This window comes from Pullulanibacillus pueri, assembly GCF_014639255.1.
In the GTDB taxonomy this organism is placed as follows: domain Bacteria; phylum Bacillota; class Bacilli; order Bacillales; family Sporolactobacillaceae; genus Pullulanibacillus; species Pullulanibacillus pueri.
In genome coordinates this window covers 85,685-103,972 of sequence record NZ_BMFV01000014.1, presented here as the reverse complement: position 1 = coordinate 103,972, position 18,288 = coordinate 85,685, and the positions used below count along the sequence as shown (strand labels likewise).

The 18,288-nt window shown below is 39.3% G+C and carries 17 protein-coding genes and 3 pseudogenes; 19 read left to right on the top strand and 1 reads right to left on the bottom strand.

Annotated features, from left to right (window positions below):
- Positions 1 to 214: 214 nt before the first annotated feature.
- Positions 215 to 536 (bottom strand): annotated as a pseudogene (locus IEV91_RS10585) (IS5/IS1182 family transposase); the annotation flags it as partial.
- Positions 537 to 1,094: 558 nt separating this feature from the next.
- Between IEV91_RS10585 and IEV91_RS22080 the strand changes: the two are divergent.
- From IEV91_RS22080 to flgD, 19 genes and pseudogenes are all read left to right on the top strand, one after another.
- A pseudogene (locus tag IEV91_RS22080) lies at positions 1,095 to 1,151 on the top strand (hypothetical protein); the annotation flags it as partial.
- Positions 1,127 to 1,258 (top strand): annotated as a pseudogene (locus IEV91_RS10575) (transposase); the annotation flags it as partial. The pseudogenes IEV91_RS22080 and IEV91_RS10575, both read left to right, overlap by 25 nt.
- Positions 1,259 to 1,739: 481 nt before the next feature.
- Positions 1,740 to 2,618, top strand: a complete 879-nt coding sequence (gene dprA, locus IEV91_RS10570; protein WP_188497403.1) for a DNA-processing protein DprA — start codon at positions 1,740 to 1,742, stop codon at positions 2,616 to 2,618.
- 113 nt (positions 2,619 to 2,731) lie between these two features.
- Positions 2,732 to 4,807: a type I DNA topoisomerase gene (topA, locus tag IEV91_RS10565; RefSeq protein ID WP_188497402.1), complete on the top strand. Its 2,076-nt coding sequence runs from the start codon at positions 2,732 to 2,734 to the stop codon at positions 4,805 to 4,807.
- A 191-nt stretch (positions 4,808 to 4,998) separates the two neighbouring features.
- Positions 4,999 to 5,889, top strand: a complete 891-nt coding sequence (xerC, locus tag IEV91_RS10560) for a tyrosine recombinase XerC (protein WP_188497401.1) — start codon at positions 4,999 to 5,001, stop codon at positions 5,887 to 5,889.
- A 14-nt stretch (positions 5,890 to 5,903) separates the two neighbouring features.
- The gene (hslV, locus tag IEV91_RS10555; RefSeq protein WP_188497400.1) at positions 5,904 to 6,455 is read left to right on the top strand and encodes an ATP-dependent protease subunit HslV; all 552 of its coding nucleotides are present in this window, start codon (positions 5,904 to 5,906) and stop codon (positions 6,453 to 6,455) included.
- 26 nt (positions 6,456 to 6,481) lie between these two features.
- Positions 6,482 to 7,882, top strand: a complete 1,401-nt coding sequence (gene hslU / locus IEV91_RS10550; protein ID WP_188497399.1) for an ATP-dependent protease ATPase subunit HslU — start codon at positions 6,482 to 6,484, stop codon at positions 7,880 to 7,882.
- Positions 7,883 to 7,909: 27 nt separating this feature from the next.
- On the top strand, positions 7,910 to 8,686 hold the full coding sequence (gene codY / locus IEV91_RS10545; RefSeq protein ID WP_188497398.1) for a GTP-sensing pleiotropic transcriptional regulator CodY: 777 nt from the start codon (positions 7,910 to 7,912) through the stop codon (positions 8,684 to 8,686).
- A gap of 730 nt (positions 8,687 to 9,416) precedes the next feature.
- The gene (gene flgB / locus IEV91_RS10540) at positions 9,417 to 9,797 is read left to right on the top strand and encodes a flagellar basal body rod protein FlgB (protein WP_188497397.1); all 381 of its coding nucleotides are present in this window, start codon (positions 9,417 to 9,419) and stop codon (positions 9,795 to 9,797) included.
- A 2-nt stretch (positions 9,798 to 9,799) separates the two neighbouring features.
- A complete protein-coding gene (flgC, locus tag IEV91_RS10535; protein ID WP_188497396.1) occupies positions 9,800 to 10,252 on the top strand; it encodes a flagellar basal body rod protein FlgC in 453 nt (150 codons plus the stop codon).
- A 30-nt stretch (positions 10,253 to 10,282) separates the two neighbouring features.
- Positions 10,283 to 10,591 carry a flagellar hook-basal body complex protein FliE gene (fliE, locus tag IEV91_RS10530; RefSeq protein ID WP_188497395.1) on the top strand — a complete coding sequence of 103 codons (309 nt, stop codon included), beginning with the start codon at positions 10,283 to 10,285 and terminating at the stop codon, positions 10,589 to 10,591.
- A gap of 24 nt (positions 10,592 to 10,615) precedes the next feature.
- Positions 10,616 to 12,208, top strand: a complete 1,593-nt coding sequence (gene fliF, locus IEV91_RS10525) for a flagellar basal-body MS-ring/collar protein FliF (RefSeq protein ID WP_188497394.1) — start codon at positions 10,616 to 10,618, stop codon at positions 12,206 to 12,208.
- Between the two features lie 67 nt (positions 12,209 to 12,275).
- Positions 12,276 to 13,289, top strand: coding sequence for a flagellar motor switch protein FliG (gene fliG, locus IEV91_RS10520; protein ID WP_188497393.1), 1,014 nt, complete (start codon positions 12,276 to 12,278; stop codon positions 13,287 to 13,289).
- Position 13,290: 1 nt separating this feature from the next.
- A complete protein-coding gene (gene fliH / locus IEV91_RS10515; RefSeq protein WP_229745528.1) occupies positions 13,291 to 14,058 on the top strand; it encodes a flagellar assembly protein FliH in 768 nt (255 codons plus the stop codon).
- Positions 14,030 to 15,337, top strand: a complete 1,308-nt coding sequence (fliI, locus tag IEV91_RS10510; protein WP_188497391.1) for a flagellar protein export ATPase FliI — start codon at positions 14,030 to 14,032, stop codon at positions 15,335 to 15,337. Before fliH ends, fliI begins: the two co-directional genes overlap by 29 nt.
- Before the next feature lie 11 nt (positions 15,338 to 15,348).
- Positions 15,349 to 15,786: a flagellar export protein FliJ gene (fliJ, locus tag IEV91_RS10505; RefSeq protein WP_188497390.1), complete on the top strand. Its 438-nt coding sequence runs from the start codon at positions 15,349 to 15,351 to the stop codon at positions 15,784 to 15,786.
- Positions 15,787 to 15,801: 15 nt separating this feature from the next.
- A complete protein-coding gene (locus IEV91_RS10500; protein WP_188497389.1) occupies positions 15,802 to 16,425 on the top strand; it encodes a MotE family protein in 624 nt (207 codons plus the stop codon).
- A gap of 41 nt (positions 16,426 to 16,466) precedes the next feature.
- Positions 16,467 to 17,789 (top strand): flagellar hook-length control protein FliK, encoded by a 1,323-nt coding sequence (locus IEV91_RS10495; protein WP_188497388.1) that lies wholly within the window; start codon positions 16,467 to 16,469, stop codon positions 17,787 to 17,789.
- Positions 17,789 to 18,277 carry a flagellar hook assembly protein FlgD gene (gene flgD / locus IEV91_RS10490; protein ID WP_188497387.1) on the top strand — a complete coding sequence of 163 codons (489 nt, stop codon included), beginning with the start codon at positions 17,789 to 17,791 and terminating at the stop codon, positions 18,275 to 18,277. Before IEV91_RS10495 ends, flgD begins: the two co-directional genes overlap by 1 nt.
- Positions 18,278 to 18,288: the final 11 nt, after the last annotated feature.

The window sequence follows — 18,288 nt, the reverse complement described above, 5'->3', positions numbered from 1 at the left end:
GAACTAAAGCCGCTTAAATCCTTTTTATTATTTCCACTGTCTACTTGACAGGGGGCACTTCATTTTCAGGTCGTCTTTTAATGGTTTTTAATTGTCTATTTACCCTTTTTTTAATTTATTAATTTCAATATCCTTTCACATTTACTGTAACTTGCCTTTCCATATCTAATAGAGCCGAGGATTTTGAAACATTGTACCGGATTTCCAGCTACATTTTTTTGCCTTGACGGGCTTTCCTAATAGCCATATGCCCTGCTTTACATACGTACATACCTACGTCTTTATTAAATTCGAACTCATCTTCTTTCGTTCGATAACCTTGTGAAACTAAAGGGAATTTAGTTTGGCAACTACTTTCATTTCTTTCTCTTTGGTATACGTGATATTTCCCTTTCTGAATAAGCAGCATCTCCAATGACTGTTTCAACATTCATGCCGGCTCCAACACTCTTTTCGATTAATGTCTCTAATTGCTTTCCATCATTTTTTTTCTCCTGTAATAATCGTTGCTCTATTATATATGTTGGGGTTTTGTAGACAATTTACAATGCTGTTTTGGTTAAGTGAAAAATGACTCGCTTTCCGCGGGCAATCCGCGAGCCTCCTCGGACTTATCCTTTTGTGTCCTGCGGGGTCTCGCCTGGCTTGCTATTCCCGCAGGAGTCTCGCCATTTTTCACTTTGTATTCTTGAACCTTTTAAAAACCGGCTCTATTATATATGTTGGGGTTTGTAGACAATTTACAATGCTGTTTTGGTTAAGTGAAAAATAACTCGCTTTCCGCGGGCAATCCGCAAGCCTCCTCGGACTTATCCTTTTGTGTCCTGCGGGGTCTCGCCATTTTTCACTTTGTATTCTTGTCCCTTTTAAAAAACGGCAAAAAAATACACGTAAGCTCCTATATCCTTTACACTTGAATTGACGAGAAACAAGAACAAGGATTGGAATTACGTGTCTATGCAGTTTAACATGAATTTACCTGGATTAGAAGACGATAGGATTACCAAAACGGAAGAGATGAATGGTAGCTTTTATCTTTATATTGAAATTCCAAGAAAAAACACAAATGTCCAGCATGTGGGGAGCGAACCAACAAGGTCCATGACTACCGCACTCAAAAGGTGAAAGTAATGGATTTATTGAAGGCTTAAACAATCAACCAAAGGTAATAAAACGAAATGCCTTTGGTTTCCAACGTTATGATCGTTTAAGATTAAGGGTATTATTGCATCATCAATATAAATCGTTAGATTTTTAAGTGGGGATAAAGAGTAGAAGTTTTACTCCTACCCCAACATTTGACTCTAGCCGAAATGTGAAGATTGATAGACAATTTCAATGCTTTTCGAATGATTTAAATGATATTTGCAAAAAATGTTAAACTTTTATGGATATTAGTCTTTCTGTCGCTCCTAAATTGAAGGCCAGAGGTTTTTGACATAAGAAACCTTATTCAGTCCCTAAACAAGAATCGAGTGCTGTTATTCTATTTAATTGTAAGAGGTAAGAGCTCATATAATTTTATTGGGTGGCTTATGTAAGAATATGTCTGTTAAGGATGGAAGTTTTTTTAAATCTTGTCGAAAAAGGTAATGAGTCCTTAAAAAATGACTGTTCATTTTGAAAAGTTTTCCCTTTTTATAAATTTTTTAAATCATAAGCAGGAATTAACACCCTAGAAGTTTAATAAGAATAATAGCATTGAAAAGTGTGAATATAATAAAAAGAGGCGGGGGAATTTGAACAGAGAAGAGCGATTAATTCATATCCACCACTGCCGCGGGATAGGGTGGCGTGGTATTGATAAATTATTGAAAGAAGATCAAGATTTAGTTTCTATTTATGAACTTTCTGTGAACACACTTATTCGGGAATTTTCTTTTCAACGTCAATATGCGGAACTTTTTCATAGGGATCTCCATACCCTTGATATCGAGAAGAAATTAGAAGACTACAAGGCAGCAGGGATAGAGGTCTTGACCGTTTTTGATCCTGAGTATCCTCCACTATTAAAAATGATTTATGATCCACCATGGGTCCTTTATACCAAGGGAAATAGAGCGATTTTTCAGCACCAACAGCTTCTCAGCGTTGTAGGGACAAGAAAGCCAACGAAAGAAGGTTTAACAGCTCTCCGATTTATCTTGACTCCATTAGTAGACCAGGGATGGACGATTGTGAGTGGGATGGCACTAGGCGTAGATGGAGCAGCTCACCACCATGCTCTGCGATCCTCTACAATTGCGGTTCTTGGTTCGGGCCTCCTGCACCCCTATCCTAAAAAACATTTATCCCTATTCCAAAATCTTATAAAATATCATTTGGTCATAAGTGAATACCCTCCAGACCAGCCGCCAAAGCGTTGGCAATTTCCTGAGCGCAACAGAATTGTAAGCGGTTTAAGTATGGGGACGCTTGTTGTTGAAGCACAAGAAAAAAGCGGCTCTCTAATCACTGCTGATCAAGCACTTGAACAAGGAAGAGAAGTGTTTGCAATTCCAGGAAATATATTTAATATGAATACAGTTGGGACACATCGATTAATTCAACAAGGCGCTCAACTTGTCACCTCAGCAGAAGATATTTTAAGTCAATTTAGCACTCCTTTGACACGGTAAAACTGAATCGCCTATGAATTACTATTAGTTTGATTGTTTGACAAACGAAAAGACTATATTTAAGATAAGTGAAGAATTTTCATTTCCATTTAAGAAAGGGGGAGCATGTTTTTATGGAGGATTATTTAGTTATCGTTGAGTCTCCCGCAAAGGCGAAAACCATTAAACGGTATTTAGGAAAAAAGTTCGAAGTAAAAGCATCGATGGGCCATGTACGTGATCTCCCAAAAAGTAAAATGGGTGTTGATATAGAGAATAATTTTAATCCAAGCTATATTACGATTCGAGGAAAAGGGCCTGTACTCAAGGAACTGAAAGCTGCAGCCAAAAAAGTGAAGAAAGTCTATCTTGCAGCTGACCCTGATCGTGAAGGAGAAGCGATTGCTTGGCATCTCGCTCATAGTTTAGATATTGACACGACATCTGACTGTAGGGTGGTCTTTAATGAAATTACGAAGCAAGCCATTAAAGATGCGTTTAAGAAACCAAGGACGATTAATATGGATCTTGTGGATGCCCAACAAGCGAGGAGGGTCCTGGACCGCCTAGTCGGTTATAATATCAGTCCATTATTATGGAAAAAAGTAAAAAAAGGGCTTAGTGCTGGTCGAGTTCAATCTGTTGCCCTAAAATTAATTATCGAGCGTGAAAAAGAAATTCAACAGTTTCAACCTGAAGAATATTGGAGTATTAAAGGGATTTTTAAAGAAAATGAGGAAAGCTTTTCTGCTCAATTTTACGGCAAAGACGGCAAAAAGCTTCAATTGAAAACGAAAGAAGAAGTAGATGAGGTTTTACAGACGATTAAAGGCAACACTTTTGAAGTGAGTGGCGTAACGAAGAAAGAGCGCTTCCGCAATCCCGTTCCACCATTCATTACCTCATCACTACAGCAAGAAGCCGCTAGAAAACTGAATTATAGAGCTCGGAAAACGATGATGGTAGCCCAGCAATTATATGAAGGAATCGATATTGGTAAACAAGGGATTACGGGTTTGATTACATATATGCGTACCGATTCAACACGCATTTCAGATGTTGCAAAAGAAGAGGCTACGGGGTATATCAAACAAAATTATGGAGAGTCTTATGTAGGCAAAGGGGTTCAGAAGGCAAAAAAATCTGAAAATGCCCAGGACGCCCATGAGGCGATCCGTCCGACCTCGGTACTCATATTACCAAAGGATATCAAAGAGTATTTAAGTCGCGATCAATACAAACTGTATAAACTGATATGGGAAAGATTTGTGGCCAGTCAAATGGCGCCGGCTGTGATGGATACTGTTCGTGCTGATTTGACGAATAATGGTATTACATTCAGAGCAACGGGATCAAAAATAAAATTTCCAGGATTTATGAAGTTGTACATTGAGGGGAACGACGATAACAAAAAGGAAGAAGAAAATTATTTACCAGAACTCACCGATGGTATGAAGGTTAAAAAAGAGGCCATTGATCCTAAACAGCATTTTACTCAGCCGCCACCTCGCTACAGTGAAGCAAGGCTAGTGAGAACGATGGAAGAATTAGGTATCGGACGCCCATCGACATATGCACCCACTATTGATACCATTCAACGCCGAAATTATGTTACTTTGGAAGATAAGAAGTTTATACCCACTGAACTAGGTGAGGTCGTTTTTGAGCAAGTTGTCAATTTTTTTCCTGAAATTATCGACGTTGATTTTACAGCCAAAATGGAAGATGATCTTGATTCCGTTGAAGAGGGTAAAAAGAAATGGATCAGCATTATTGCCGATTTCTATCAAGAATTTGAAAAACGACTTAAAGTAGCCGAAAAAGAAATGAAAGAAGTCGAAATAAAAGACGAACCGGCTGGGATTGACTGTGAGAAGTGTGGCCATGAGATGGTGTACAAAATGGGGCGCTATGGGAAATTTTTAGCTTGTTCAAATTTTCCGGATTGCAGGAACACGAAGCCTATTCTTAAAAAAGTCGGCGTTCAATGTCCCAGTTGTAAAAAGGGTGAAATCGTTGAACGAAAAAGCAAGAAACGTCGGACATTTTACGGCTGTGATCGTTATCCTGAATGTGATTTTGTTTCATGGGATAAACCGCTGGCGAGATCTTGTCCGAAGTGTGGAGAGTATCTTGTTGAGAAGAAAAGCAAAAAAGGAACAACGGTACAATGTTCATCTTGCGATTATAAGGAAGAGCCTCAAAACTAGGACAGTATGAGGGAGTATAAATAACAGGACTGCATGAAAAATGTTTTGTCCTGTTCCTCTCTTTTTTAGAGTAATAAAAAAAGGTAAATTCTGACACAATTCAGAATGTTGTTACAAAATTGCAAACTTTGTTGCCCCGTTACCTGAATTGTGATAAGATTTAGTAGGCTTCTGAAGAGGAGGATGAATCATTGGATAACCGATTGCAACATTTTGTACACTACCTTGAAGTTGAAAAAAATGCCTCTGAATTAACGATAAAAAGTTATCTTCAGGACATTGAACAATTTCAAGCGTTTATGAAGCAAGAAATTATTCAAGGTTTTGACTCAGTAACGTACTCTTCAGTACGTCTTTTTTTGACGCAATTGCATGAAAATGGATTATCAAGAAGGACAATCGCACGAAAGTTATCAAGTATGCGTAGCTTTTATCGTTTTTTAGAAAGAGAACATAGGGTTCGCAATAATCCGTTCACAACCGCTGCTTTACCTAAACAAGCGCAAAGGCTTCCGCAATTTTTATATCAAGAAGAATTGGGGATGCTTTTTAATGTTGAAGATCTCAATACGCCATTGGGACAACGAAATCAAGCGATATTAGAAACTCTATATGCCACAGGGGCACGTGTAAGTGAACTTGTCGGTATGAAGATTGAAGCTATTGATTTCGACATTGGGGTTGTTCTTGTACAGGGGAAGGGTAGAAAAGAACGTTATGTTCCTATCGGTAGTTATGCACTCGAAGCTTTAGAAACTTACATAAATCATGGAAGAAAAACACTCATTAAAGGTGATAATAGTCATACATTTGTATTTGTAAACTATCGTGGGGGTCAACTTTCAGATCGAAGTGTGCGAAATATCCTGAAAGATCAAGTGAGTAAAGCAGCACTAACAACGAAGATGAGTCCACATACCTTGAGGCATACCTTTGCCACACATCTTTTGGATGCAGGGGCAGATCTTCGTTCTGTTCAGGAGTTATTAGGGCATTCTAATTTGTCAACCACACAAATTTATACACATGTTTCTAAAGAACGATTACGTAAGACTTACATGAATCATCATCCCCGTGCATAAGGAGGGAATTACAATTGAGTGATTCTTTAAAATTTCATGCAACCACAATTTTTGCTATTCATCACAAGGGACGTTCGGCGATGGCTGGAGATGGCCAAGTTACATTAGGGCAATCAGTCGTGATGAAGCATACGGCAAAAAAAGTCAGACGTTTATACGGTGGAAAAGTGATTGCAGGTTTTGCTGGTTCAGTAGCAGATGCCTTCACCCTGTATGAAAAGTTTGAAGGGCGTTTAGAAGCTTTTAATGGTAATTTGAAAAGAGCAGCTGTAGAATTGGCTAAAGAATGGCGAAGTGATAAAATGCTTCGACAACTTGAGGCCATGCTTATTGTTATGAATGAAGAGAATCTTCTTTTAGTCTCTGGAACCGGTGAAGTAATAGAACCTGATGATGGCATCTTGGCCATTGGTTCAGGAGGTAATTATGCCTTAGCTGCTGGCCGTGCTCTAATGAGATATGGTGGCGAAGATCTTGAGGCTGGGGAAATTGCTCGGCATGCTCTTGAAATTGCTGGTGAAATTTGTGTCTTTACTAATAATAATATTGTGGTCGAAGAGCTTTAAGCGCACGACAAGGAGGCGTTAGGAGAATGTCAGAGGCTTTAACTCCGAGACAGATCGTCGAACAGCTTGACCGTTATATTATCGGTCAAGACAAGGCTAAGAAATCCGTTGCGATTGCATTGCGTAATCGTTATCGTCGAACCTTATTGGATGAAAAAATTCGTGATGAGATTGTTCCAAAAAATATTCTAATGATTGGTCCAACAGGCGTTGGGAAAACTGAAATTGCTCGCCGATTGGCAAAACTTGTCGGTGCTCCTTTTATCAAACTAGAAGCCACAAAATTTACAGAAGTTGGTTATGTGGGTAGGGATGTGGAGTCAATGGTTAGAGACCTTGTCGAAACATCTATACGGTTAGTTAAAGAGGAGAAAATGGCTGAGGTGCAAGCTAAAGCAGAAGAATTAGCGAACGAACGGCTTGTTGAGATCTTAGTCCCTTCCAACAAAAAAACATCAGGTGCAAAGAATCCTTTTGAAATGTTTTTTGGGAACAATACAAACGATGACACCCAAAATGAGAATGACGATATGAATCAATCGGTTAAAGAGAAGCGCGAACAAACAAGACGACTATTAGCTCTTGGCGAATTGGAAGACAAACTTGTCACTGTTGAAGTCGAAGAGCAGCAACAACAGGGGATGTTTGATCTGTTCCAAGGCGCGGGTATGGAACAATTAGGCATGAATATGCAGGATATGTTGGGCAATATGATGCCGAAAAAGAAAAAGCGACGGAAGTTAACCGTTCGAGAAGCACGAGCGGTCCTCACGCAAGACGAAGCGCAAAAACTGATTGATATGGATGAAGTTTCACAAGATGGAGTCACCAGAGCTGAACAATCTGGGATTATTTTTCTTGATGAAATCGATAAAATTGCTGGGAAAAGTCAACAAGGATCAGGAGATGTGTCTCGAGAAGGTGTACAAAGGGACATATTACCCATTGTTGAGGGTTCAACAGTCATTACGAAATATGGATCAGTGAAGACGGATCATATGTTATTTATTGCTGCGGGTGCTTTTCATATGGCGAAACCGTCGGATCTTATCCCTGAGCTTCAAGGGCGGTTTCCGATTCGAGTAGAGCTCAATAGTTTATCCATTGATGATTTTATTAATATTTTGGTGAAGCCAAATAATGCTCTTTTAAAACAATATCAAGCATTACTAAAAACAGAAGGTATAGATGTTGAATTTTCTGACGAAGCTATTCGTAAAATCGCAACCATTGCTTTAGAGGTCAATCAACAAACAGATAATATCGGTGCCAGACGACTACACACGATTTTAGAAAAACTCCTTGAGGATCTATTGTTTGAAGCCCCAGATATTACACTTGAGAAAATTGTGATTACGCCAGAATATGTCGATGAAAAATTAGCATCTATCGCAAAAAACCGCGATTTGAGCCAATATATCTTATAGAAAACCATTTAGGAGGATTTTAGTAAAATGAATCTTTTAGACAAAACAAGAAAAATCAATAATATGCTGCAACGAACAGCAACACCTGTTAACTTTAATGAAATGGCGGAGACGCTCCGTAATGTCATTGAATCTAATATCTTTGTATTAAGTCGCCGAGGAAAGTTATTAGGCATGGCATTAAACCTTGAATTTGAAAACGCACGTATGAAAGAAATGTTTGAACAACGTCAATTCCCAGAAGAATATACCCAAAGCCTATTCTCTGTTGCTGAAACGTCTTCAAACCTTGATATTAATAGCCGTTTCACAGCTTTCCCTGTAGAAAATAAAGAGTTGTTTGAGAATGGGTTAACAACTATTGTTCCTATCGTTGGTGGTGGTGAGCGTCTAGGAACTTTAATTCTTTCGAGAATGAGCGCTTCTTTTACTGAAGAAGATCTTATTTTAGCTGAATATGGGGCTACTGTAGTTGGTATGGAAATTCTTCGTGAGAAAACAGAAGAAATTGAAGATGAAGCACGTGAAAAAGCGGTTGTTCAAATGGCGATTAGTAGCTTATCTTATAGTGAGCTTGAAGCCATTGAACACATTTTTAATGAATTGGACGGCAAAGAGGGTTTACTTGTTGCAAGTAAAATTGCCGATCGCGTAGGGATTACACGTTCAGTTATCGTTAATGCCCTTCGTAAGCTTGAAAGTGCTGGTGTAATTGAGTCTCGTTCATTAGGGATGAAGGGCACATACATCAAAGTATTAAACGATAAATTCCTTGTTGAATTAGACAAAATCAGAAGTAAATAATAAAATTGAAAAGAAACAGTTGTATCTTTAAGGTACAACTGTTTCTTTGATTATTCAAAAGATGTCATAGCTGTAGAGTGTGTTAATCTCTCCAAGACAATCCTTTTCCACTGGTACTGCTCAAGCGCTATGCGATGCATAAAGGGGTTACCAACCGCGCCCTTATCTTTTGGTTGATAAGTCGAAGGGCTTTGGGTGGTTCTGTATATATAAGTCTCCTGTGCTTGGTTACGCCATGGCATACTGCGCGTAGTAAGTGTTCACGAAATAGTTTTTCCCTCTGATGTTTCACATCTTCCACTTCTTCCACCTGTTTTCTGAAGTAAGTTTTTAGTATAAAATTGATCAATGCTTTATTTAGTAAGGAACAACGGGTATGGTTTGGACTATCAGGACTTATTTCCTATAGAAGAGCCGAAGTAAAGAACTCACTAAAGATAGGTCTTTGTGCTTAGCTCTATTGTATCTGTTTTTGTTCGACAATTTCCCCCTTTCTTTTTTTGTCAAACTACCATTTCTCTCCTATTGTTAATAAATCCATTCTCCATTAAACTATAAAAGGAAAATCAGCAAACATAATTAGACAAATTAAAACAAAACAGTACAAAAGACCTAAAGATATCTGGGGCTTTCGTATCAAAAAAATGCATTGGTGAAATAAATGCTCACATGTTGTCGAAACTTGTTAAAATGAATTTAAAGATGATCTATAGAAAAGAGGGACAAAGAGTTGGCCATTTTAAACCTTTCATCGATTGGTAACTTACAACGAGCGCTTGATCAGACCAGTCTTTCTCAGAATGTCATTTCTCAAAATATAGCGAATATTGATACGCCGAACTATAAAGCGAAAAAAGTTGTGTTTGGAGATGTCTTGCAATCGGCAATGACTGCCAATCGAACGGATCCACGTCATTTTGAGTTTTCAAATTCAGGACAATCCCAAATTGTCGTTGATCGGAATTCCAGCATCCAAAATAATGGGAACAATGTTGATGCCGATGAACAGATGACTGAATTAGCAAAAACACAATTGCAATATCAAAGCTATACCGAAGCTATTTCGAGAGAATTCAATAAATTGAACATTGTTTTAGGCGGAGGGCAATAACTATGGGGATTTTTAGTGGGATTAATATCTCTGGATCAGCATTAACAGCTGAACGCTTACGTATGGATGTTGTGTCTTCAAACATGGCAAATGCTGAAACCACCCGTGCCCAAAAGGTGAATGGTGAATGGGTACCTTATCGTCGGAAAATGGTTTCTTTTTCTAGTAATAATGGTGGATTTAGCTCACAGTTATCTTCAGCGATGGGCACAGGAAATTCACAGATGGGTGGAGTGAAAGTGAGTAAGATCACAGAAGACCAAACCCCTTTTAAGTTAGTCTATGATCCTACGAACCCAGATGCGAATCAAGAGGGCTATGTAGAGATGCCAAATGTTGATCCATTAAAAGAAATGGTCGATATGATGAGTGCAACGCGTTCCTACGAAGCCAACGTAACTGTACTTAATGCAAACAAAAGTATGCTAACAAATGCGTTGCAAATAGGTAAATAAAATCAAAGATTCTAAAGGAGATAGACACGTATGACCACTCCTATTCAATTACTCTCTAATTCAAGTGCTCCAACTGCTCTAACAGCGAGCAATAAAACCAATAGTGTTCAATCCGCACAAAAGTCATTTTCAAATATTCTTGGACAAGCTTTAGACAAAGTCAATCAATCTGAGACGGCTTCAGATGATGCGGTAAACCAATTACTTAGTGGAAAAGCAAATAATTTGCATGACGTCATGATCGCCATGGAAAAGTCTGAAGTGACACTCAAGCTTGCTGTGGAAGTTCGAGACAAAGTCGTCAATGCCTATCAGGAAGTTATGAGAATGCAAGTCTGATTTTTTTTTTTGGAGGAACAATGCATGAAGGAGAAGTTTGCGACACTTATCAATCGTTCGAAAGCAATCTGGGCGAAGCAAAGTCGAAAACAAAAGACAGGGTTGTTTATCGCTATCGGGATTATCGCTGTTGTCGTTATTGTTATCGTTGCTTTAAGCTCTCATAAAAATTATGTTCCATTGTATAGTAACCTGTCAGAAAGTGAGACAGGGCAAATAAAGGATAATTTAGATTCAAAAGGTGTTCCATATAAAATTGAAGATGGCGGGACGATGATAAGTGTTCCAAAAGAACAAGTAGATACGCTTAAAGTTGAACTCGCATCTGAAGGACTGCCTAAAACGGGTCAAATTGATTACTCTACCTTTAGCGAAAATACGCAATTTGGTATGACAGATAAACAATTTGATGTTCTCAATAAAGCGGCAATGGAAACCGAGCTTTCCAATCTCATCAAAGGAATATCAGGTGTGAAGTCAGCCCAGGTTATGCTTAATTTACCAGAGCAAGATGTTTGGGTAAGTGATGATCCTGAAAAGGCTTCAGCGTCCATCGTTCTTACTCTAGATTCAGGATATCAGTTAAAGGATGAACAGATTGAGGGTTTATATCACTTAGCTTCAAAAAGTGTGCCAAACCTTCCTGAAGATAATATCGTCATAATGGACCAATATTTTAACTATTATGACCAAAAAAATCTAGAAAATTCCGATTCGACTTTATCTGCATATCAACAACAGCAGCAAGTCAAGAATGATATTGAAAAAGATATCCAGCAACGCGTTCAACAGATGCTTGGCATGATGATGGGGACCGATAAGGTTATGGTCAATGTCACAAGCGACATCGACTTTACCAAAGAGAAGAGTAAAGAAGAACTTGTTGAACCCGTTGATAAAGATACAATGGATGGATTGAAGGTTTCAACAGAACACATTACCGAGTCTTATAAGGGTGATGGTGCTGCAGGAAATGTGGGGACAGGAGATAGTCAAGTCCCGACCTATGAAGCTTCTGACGGTGGTGAGAGTGGCGATTATGAACATGTTGAGGATAGAGTCAATAATGTGTTTAACCATATTACCAATGATATTGAAAAAAGCCCTTATAAAATAAATGATTTAGGTATACAAGTTATGGTTGAACCGCCAAAGGCCAATGATCCCAGTTCATTAACCGCTCAAAGTTCAAGTGATATTAAACAAATTCTTAATACCATTATTAAAACGACTTTAAGTGATTCTGATAAAAGTTTGACACAAGATGAGCTGGATGCAAAGTCAGTCGTCACTGTTGAACAATTTCACGGGAAGCAAACAGACACACCGGTAAAGCAAGTGAAAAAACCAACCTATTGGATTTATATCGCTGCAGGTATCTTAGCACTCATCATTATCGTCTTGCTTATTATCCTTTTGAGAAGGCGAAATCAGGATGAGGATATTGAAGAATATGAAGAGACGACTCAATATATGGACAATGAACCTGATCTTTTAGCAGAAATGCAAAAAAATGATTCACCGGAAAAGCAGAAAAAGGTCCAGTTAGAAACGCTCGCGCGTGATAACCCGACAGAATTTGCAAAATTATTAAGAACGTGGTTTTCAGAAGAATAAGTCATAGGTGAATAACCTTAATTTTCTTGGAAGTCGATGTGTTTATTGGGGTAGGTGAAAGTATTTAATGGTAACTAAATTATCCTCTTTAACCGGAAGAGAAAAAGCAGCCATTCTTCTGATATCGCTTGGGGCAGATGTAGCAGCACAGGTTTTTAAGGCACTCAATGAGAACGAAATCGAAGAATTGACGCTGGAAATTGCCAATGTTAGAAGAGTCGAACAAGATGTTAAAGATGAAGTGCTTGAGCAGTTTTATCAAATTGTGATGGCACAAAATTACATTAGCCAAGGTGGTATTGGCTATGCGAAACAAATTTTAGAGAAAGCTCTTGGGAAAAATTCAGCTTCAGAAATCATCAATCGTTTGACCTCGTCTTTACAAGTGAAGCCTTTTGATTTTCTAAGGAAATCAGATGCCCAACAAATTTTAAATTTTTTACAACATGAGCACCCACAAACGATCGCCCTTGTCATGGCCTACTTAGAACCTGCACAAGCAGGACAAGTTCTTTCTTCCTTACCTCAGGAATTACAAACCGAGGTCGCTCGGAGAATTGCAACAATGGATCGCACATCTCCGGAAATTATTAACGAGGTGGAATTAATTTTAGAGAAGAAGTTCTCCACAACCGTCTCTCAAGACTATACAAAGGCTGGTGGTATAGAAGCTGTGGTTAATGTGCTGAATGGTGTTGATCGAGCGACTGAAAAGACTATTCTTGATGCGCTTAATATTCAGGCACCTGAGCTCTCTGAAGAAATTAAGAAGCGGATGTTTGTCTTTGAAGACATTGTTGGACTTGATAATCGAGCGATTCAAAGGATCATTAGAGAAGTGGATAATGAAGATCTCTTGCTTTCATTAAAGACGGCCAGTGAGGAAGTTAAAGGCATTATATTCCAAAACATGTCGCAACGGCGTGTGGAAAGTTTCAAAGAAGAAATGGAATTCATGGGACCTGTTCGTTTGAAGGATGTTGAAGAGGCGCAATCAAAAATAGTTTCGACGATTCGTAGACTTGAAGACACGGGTGAAGTCGTTATTGCTCGTGGTGGCGGAGATGATATTATTGTCTAATGTGATAAAAGCGGTTGTGCCTGAACAGGAACAACGATCGATTAAACATAAGATGGTAAAAATTAACGCGAGTACGCAGATGGACTTCCCCCCTGAGCTTAAAGAGGTTGCTCGCCGAATAACGGCCGATGCTGAAAAAGAAGCCGAAGCGATACGAGAACAAGTTGAAAAAGAAGCCCAGGAATTCCAAGAACAAGTCAAACAAAAGCAATTGGAGCTTGAACAGGAAAAAGAGCGGGTGTTAGCAGAAGCTAGAGCCTCTGGTAAGCAGCAAGGGTTTGAGGAAGGGAAACAGGAAGCCTTAAATACCTATCAGACCCAGCTCGTTGAAGCTCAGAAAATCATTCAAAGTGCGGAAGTGGATTACCATAAATATTTAGAGCAAGCCGAAAAAGAGATTCTCGACCTAGCACTGACGATCAGCGAGACGATTATTGATACGGAAATTGAGGCTGATCCAAGCAAGTGGAACTCACTTGTCAAAAAAGCCATACGTCAGGTCCGCGACCAAGAACCGATAAAATTAATTCTCAATCCTAGATGGTATGTGCATGTGATTGAGAATAGGGAAGAGATTGAGTCGATTACACATCATCATCGGGTCCTCATTATTCCAGATGATCAACTGGCGGAAAATGACTGTTTCATAGAAACCTCTTTTGGACGAATAGAAGCGGGTATTGATAATCAATTAAAAAAGATAAGATCAAAGCTTTATGAGCTGCTGGAGGACCCTAGTAATGAAAAAGGCTTATCAACTCATCAGTAAAATCAAAGATATTGATCCTTATTATTGGTTTGGCAAAATCACTCGGGTAGTCGGGTTAATGATTGAGTCTCGAGGCCCTAATGCTTCGGTTGGCGATCTATGCCATATTTATTTGACCCATAAGAAAGTGCCTATTCTCGCAGAAGTTGTGGGGTTTAATGATGAAAATCTGTTACTCATGCCCTATACGAGTTTAGACAATATTGCTCCTGGAAGCTTAGTAGAATCCACAGGTAAACCTTTAAACATTAAGGTTGGAGAAGAACTGATTGGACAAGTTGTTGATAGTTTAGGTCTACCAATGGATGATTACAGTGGGATGCGGGGTTTAGTGGATTATCCAACGATGCAAATGCCTCCAAATCCATTGATGAGACCACGTATCAATGAAGCCATTTCCCTTGGTGTCCGGTCAATTGATGGTTTACTAACAGTAGGTAAAGGACAAAGGATGGGGATCTTTGCCGGAAGTGGGGTTGGGAAAAGTACGCTTTTAGGTATGATTGCCCGTCAATCTTCTGCAGATCTTAATGTTATTGCCCTTATTGGTGAACGGGGACGAGAAGTAAGAGAATTCATTGAGAAGGATTTAGGCGAATTGGGCTTGCAACGCTCGGTTGTTGTCGTTGCGACTTCAGATCAACCGGCGCTTATGAGAATCAAAGCCGCCTATACGGCAACGGCAATTGCTGAATATTTTCGGTCGCAAGGAAAAGATGTCCTTTTAATGATGGATTCTCTCACGCGTGTTTCTATGGCACAAAGGGAAATTGGTTTGGCGGTAGGGGAGCCTCCTACAACGAAGGGTTATCCTCCTTCAGTATTTGCTTTAATGCCACAATTGTTAGAACGTGCTGGGACAGATCCTCATGGGACTATTACTGCTTTTTATACCGTTCTTGTTGACGGTGGCGATTTAGATGAGCCTATTTCTGATACGGCACGCGGGATCCTTGATGGACATATCGTTCTTGACCGTAAATTGGCGGAAAAAGGGCAATATCCAGCCATTAATATATTAAAAAGTATTAGTCGTGTGATGTCCGGAATTGTTGACCGTGAGCACTTAAAAGCGGCAAATACTTTTCGAGCACATCTCGCTAAATATGAGGAATCAGAGGATTTAATCCAAATCGGGGCATACAAGCCCGGGAGTTCACGTGAAATTGATGAAGCCATTCGTTATCGGCCAGATATTTTGTCTTACTTAATGCAATCGGAAGAAGAAATCAACACCAAGGATGAGGCCGTTCAACAATTGGTCCAACTATTTAATTGAGGTGACTAACAATGGCATTTGTTTTTCGCTTTGATCGTATGATGAAAATCAATGAAAGTGAAAAAAAGGTTTTAGAACGTCAATATAATGAAGTTTATGCTTTGTTGGAAGAACAGGGCAAAAAGCTCATTGATTTAATGCAGCGAAAAGAAAAGCTTCAGGAGCAATTTGAAACAAAAAAGCGGCAAAGGGTAAGGGTTGCTGATGTCATTGATCAGACCTTTCTTTTACAAAAGATTGGTCACCATATTATAGAAGAGCAACATCGCTATAACCAAATGCGAGTGAGAGTTGAACAATTTCATCAAAAGCTTATGGAGAAATCTATTGAACTTAAGAAGTTTGAAAAGCTTAAAAGTATTCAGCAAGATAATTATGCTCAGCTCGAAAAACAAAAGGAAAACAAGGTCATGGATGAAAAGGCAGCCATTAATTATTTTAGACAGTAACGAGGATGTGGAAACATGAGCGAGCAGAAAGAAAGTCGCATCTTTAAATTTTTAAAAGGTCTTTTAGTCATCATTATTCCATTATTGTTCATTTTCACAATGGTTGTGTTGTTCTTGAAAATTTCAGGATTTGATTTGTCATCGGAAACACGGCAGTGGGCCACACATATTCCAGTTGTCTCTCAATTTGTTGATAAAAAGGGGACAGCAAATCAAAAAAGTGTGAGTAATGACCAGGCTGATGAAACCAAAGCATTAAAAAAACAACTCTCTAACGCACGTTCAGAGGTGAAAGATTTAAATAAACAAATGTCAACTAAAGATGAGCAAATAAAAGCGTTGAATGATCAAATAGATAAGTTGAAATCTCAAGAGGAACAAACAAGTGAAACGGCGGTTAATGAAGAAGAGCAAGCTAAAATGAAAGTGATTGCCCAAACCTATCAAAATATGGATACGGAAAAAGCGGCGGCGATTTTTAATCAAATGTCTAATGATGAAGCCGCGAAATATATTAACATGCTGAATAACAAAACGAAGGCAGAGATTATGGAAAATTTATCTCCGCAGAAGGCGGCAAAATTGACCCCTTTACTGGAATCCAATTCAACGACAACAGATGCTGATTCAGGCTCGTAAAACCAGCACTGCACAACTAAATATGAAAGGAGGTGAAAACAATGGTCTCGGCCGACATTGCATCATCGATTATAGGATCGCCAAGCTCAGGGGGCAATCAACAGCTGCTTCCTTCTACACTCTCTACTAATTTGGCTGGTGTTCAAGGCGTCGCTGATTTTAAGTCCATGGTGGCTGCACTAGTAGAGGCGTCTACAGAAAAGCATTCACCAAACGCAACGATTAATAAAGCTGATTCAAGTAAGGAGACTCTTGATACGACAGTATTGCAGAAGCTTCTATGCAAGCTTGATACACTGACTAATGACTTGATGGAAAAACTGGGTCAAGGTCAGTCCGACGATGTAGACACCACGGTTTCCAGTTTAGTGAATACATTGACGTCACTTAATAAGGCTTTAAAAGCAACGCCTTTAACCCAACAGAACTCATTCATGAACCAATTAAAAACCACTTTAAAGAAAATTGAAGATATGGTTAGTGACGACGCCTCACTTCTCGCTGGAATAGTACCTCCTGCAGTGCTAAGTGATGGGCAACAACAATGCAACACATTGAGGGAAATGGTGGAGCAACTCTCGCCACCTTCGACGGCAAAAGACTCTGTCCAAAAGGGGACTAGTACTCTGAATCAGCATTCGGATCCTCCCGAAAAGCAGGCTTCCTCATTACCAAAAGGTTTGGTTGATAAGGAAGTGTATTTAAGCGAAAAATCAATGGCACCAAGTGTCTTACAAAAGGGCGTACAGTTACCAAAGAAGGATGTTATGGCAGGACAAAACGTTGTCCAGGTCGATAAAAAGGACGACAAGAGCACGACGGATCAGACCGGCTCAAAGTCCATGTCGTTTGTGAGTGGAACGATGAATAAAGTTCAACAGTTTGTCCTTCACTCTGGCCATTCAGAGCCACCAAATGTTTCCGGTCAAATCACAGACAATGTGAAAACATTAATCGCTCAAGGACAATTTAAAACTCTTGCAGATGGACAAGTTCAATTAACGATTAAGCTACATCCAGAAAACCTAGGCAGTGTTCAAGTGGTCCTCAATCAGACCGATGAAGGTTTGGTTGCCACTTTAACCGCTCATTCATCATCTACCAAGGAGCTCATCCAATCGCAATTGCTTCATTTAAAGGATTCGCTGGCGGCTAATGGTTTATCGGTGCATAAGCTTGAAGTTTTACAAGCCGATCAAGTCTCATCGGGGCAAACGCCAAAGGATGGCTCCCAGCAAAGACAGGATCAGCACCATCACCAAGAACGCGATCAGCAATCAAGCGAGCCCACCTATTTTTTAAATGATTTCGATCAAGATTCAGAACTTAGTTTTGAAGACTGGTTTAGAGGAGGAGAAGTGTAATGAAAGTCGATCCGTCTTTATTATGGCAAAATCAAAACCAAACTAATGCAGTGGCAACAAATAAAGATTCCTTAGGAAAAGACGATTTTCTTAAATTACTTATCACGCAATTACAATCTCAAGATCCAGAAAACCCCATGGATGATACACAATTTATTTCTCAAATGGCCAACTTTACGTCACTTGAGCAAACGAATAATATGACTGATATGCTGAGCAAGTTTGTCGATTCTCAAAGCAATAACATGTTGGGGCAACTCTCTAATGTCATTGGGAAAACGGTAAGTTGGGAATTGTCCACAGATAATGAGGATGGGACAACAGATACGCAAAGCTATACAGATGTGGTTAAAGCCGTGACGAATAAAGACGGTCAAATCTACTATCTTACCCAATCGGGGCAAAGCGTTGATCCAGCAACAGTGACGAAGTTAGCAGATGCCAGTTTAAGTGATCAGCCAGAGAAACAGTCAGAAGCGTCGGTATAAGGGGGTAAGGA

What these genes read in the sequence shown, in the direction of transcription:
- topA (WP_188497402.1), top strand. Translation starts at nt 2,732, where the DNA reads ATGGAGGATTATTTAGTTATCGTTGAGTCTCCCGCAAAGGCGAAAACC.
- hslU (WP_188497399.1), top strand. Translation starts at nt 6,482, where the DNA reads ATGTCAGAGGCTTTAACTCCGAGACAGATCGTCGAACAGCTTGACCGT.
- codY (WP_188497398.1), top strand. Translation starts at nt 7,910, where the DNA reads ATGAATCTTTTAGACAAAACAAGAAAAATCAATAATATGCTGCAACGA.
- flgC (WP_188497396.1), top strand. Translation starts at nt 9,800, where the DNA reads ATGGGGATTTTTAGTGGGATTAATATCTCTGGATCAGCATTAACAGCT.
- fliE (WP_188497395.1), top strand. Translation starts at nt 10,283, where the DNA reads ATGACCACTCCTATTCAATTACTCTCTAATTCAAGTGCTCCAACTGCT.
- fliF (WP_188497394.1), top strand. Translation starts at nt 10,616, where the DNA reads ATGAAGGAGAAGTTTGCGACACTTATCAATCGTTCGAAAGCAATCTGG.
- fliG (WP_188497393.1), top strand. Translation starts at nt 12,276, where the DNA reads ATGGTAACTAAATTATCCTCTTTAACCGGAAGAGAAAAAGCAGCCATT.
- fliI (WP_188497391.1), top strand. Translation starts at nt 14,030, where the DNA reads ATGAAAAAGGCTTATCAACTCATCAGTAAAATCAAAGATATTGATCCT.
- fliJ (WP_188497390.1), top strand. Translation starts at nt 15,349, where the DNA reads ATGGCATTTGTTTTTCGCTTTGATCGTATGATGAAAATCAATGAAAGT.
- IEV91_RS10500 (WP_188497389.1), top strand. Translation starts at nt 15,802, where the DNA reads ATGAGCGAGCAGAAAGAAAGTCGCATCTTTAAATTTTTAAAAGGTCTT.
- IEV91_RS10495 (WP_188497388.1), top strand. Translation starts at nt 16,467, where the DNA reads ATGGTCTCGGCCGACATTGCATCATCGATTATAGGATCGCCAAGCTCA.
- flgD (WP_188497387.1), top strand. Translation starts at nt 17,789, where the DNA reads ATGAAAGTCGATCCGTCTTTATTATGGCAAAATCAAAACCAAACTAAT.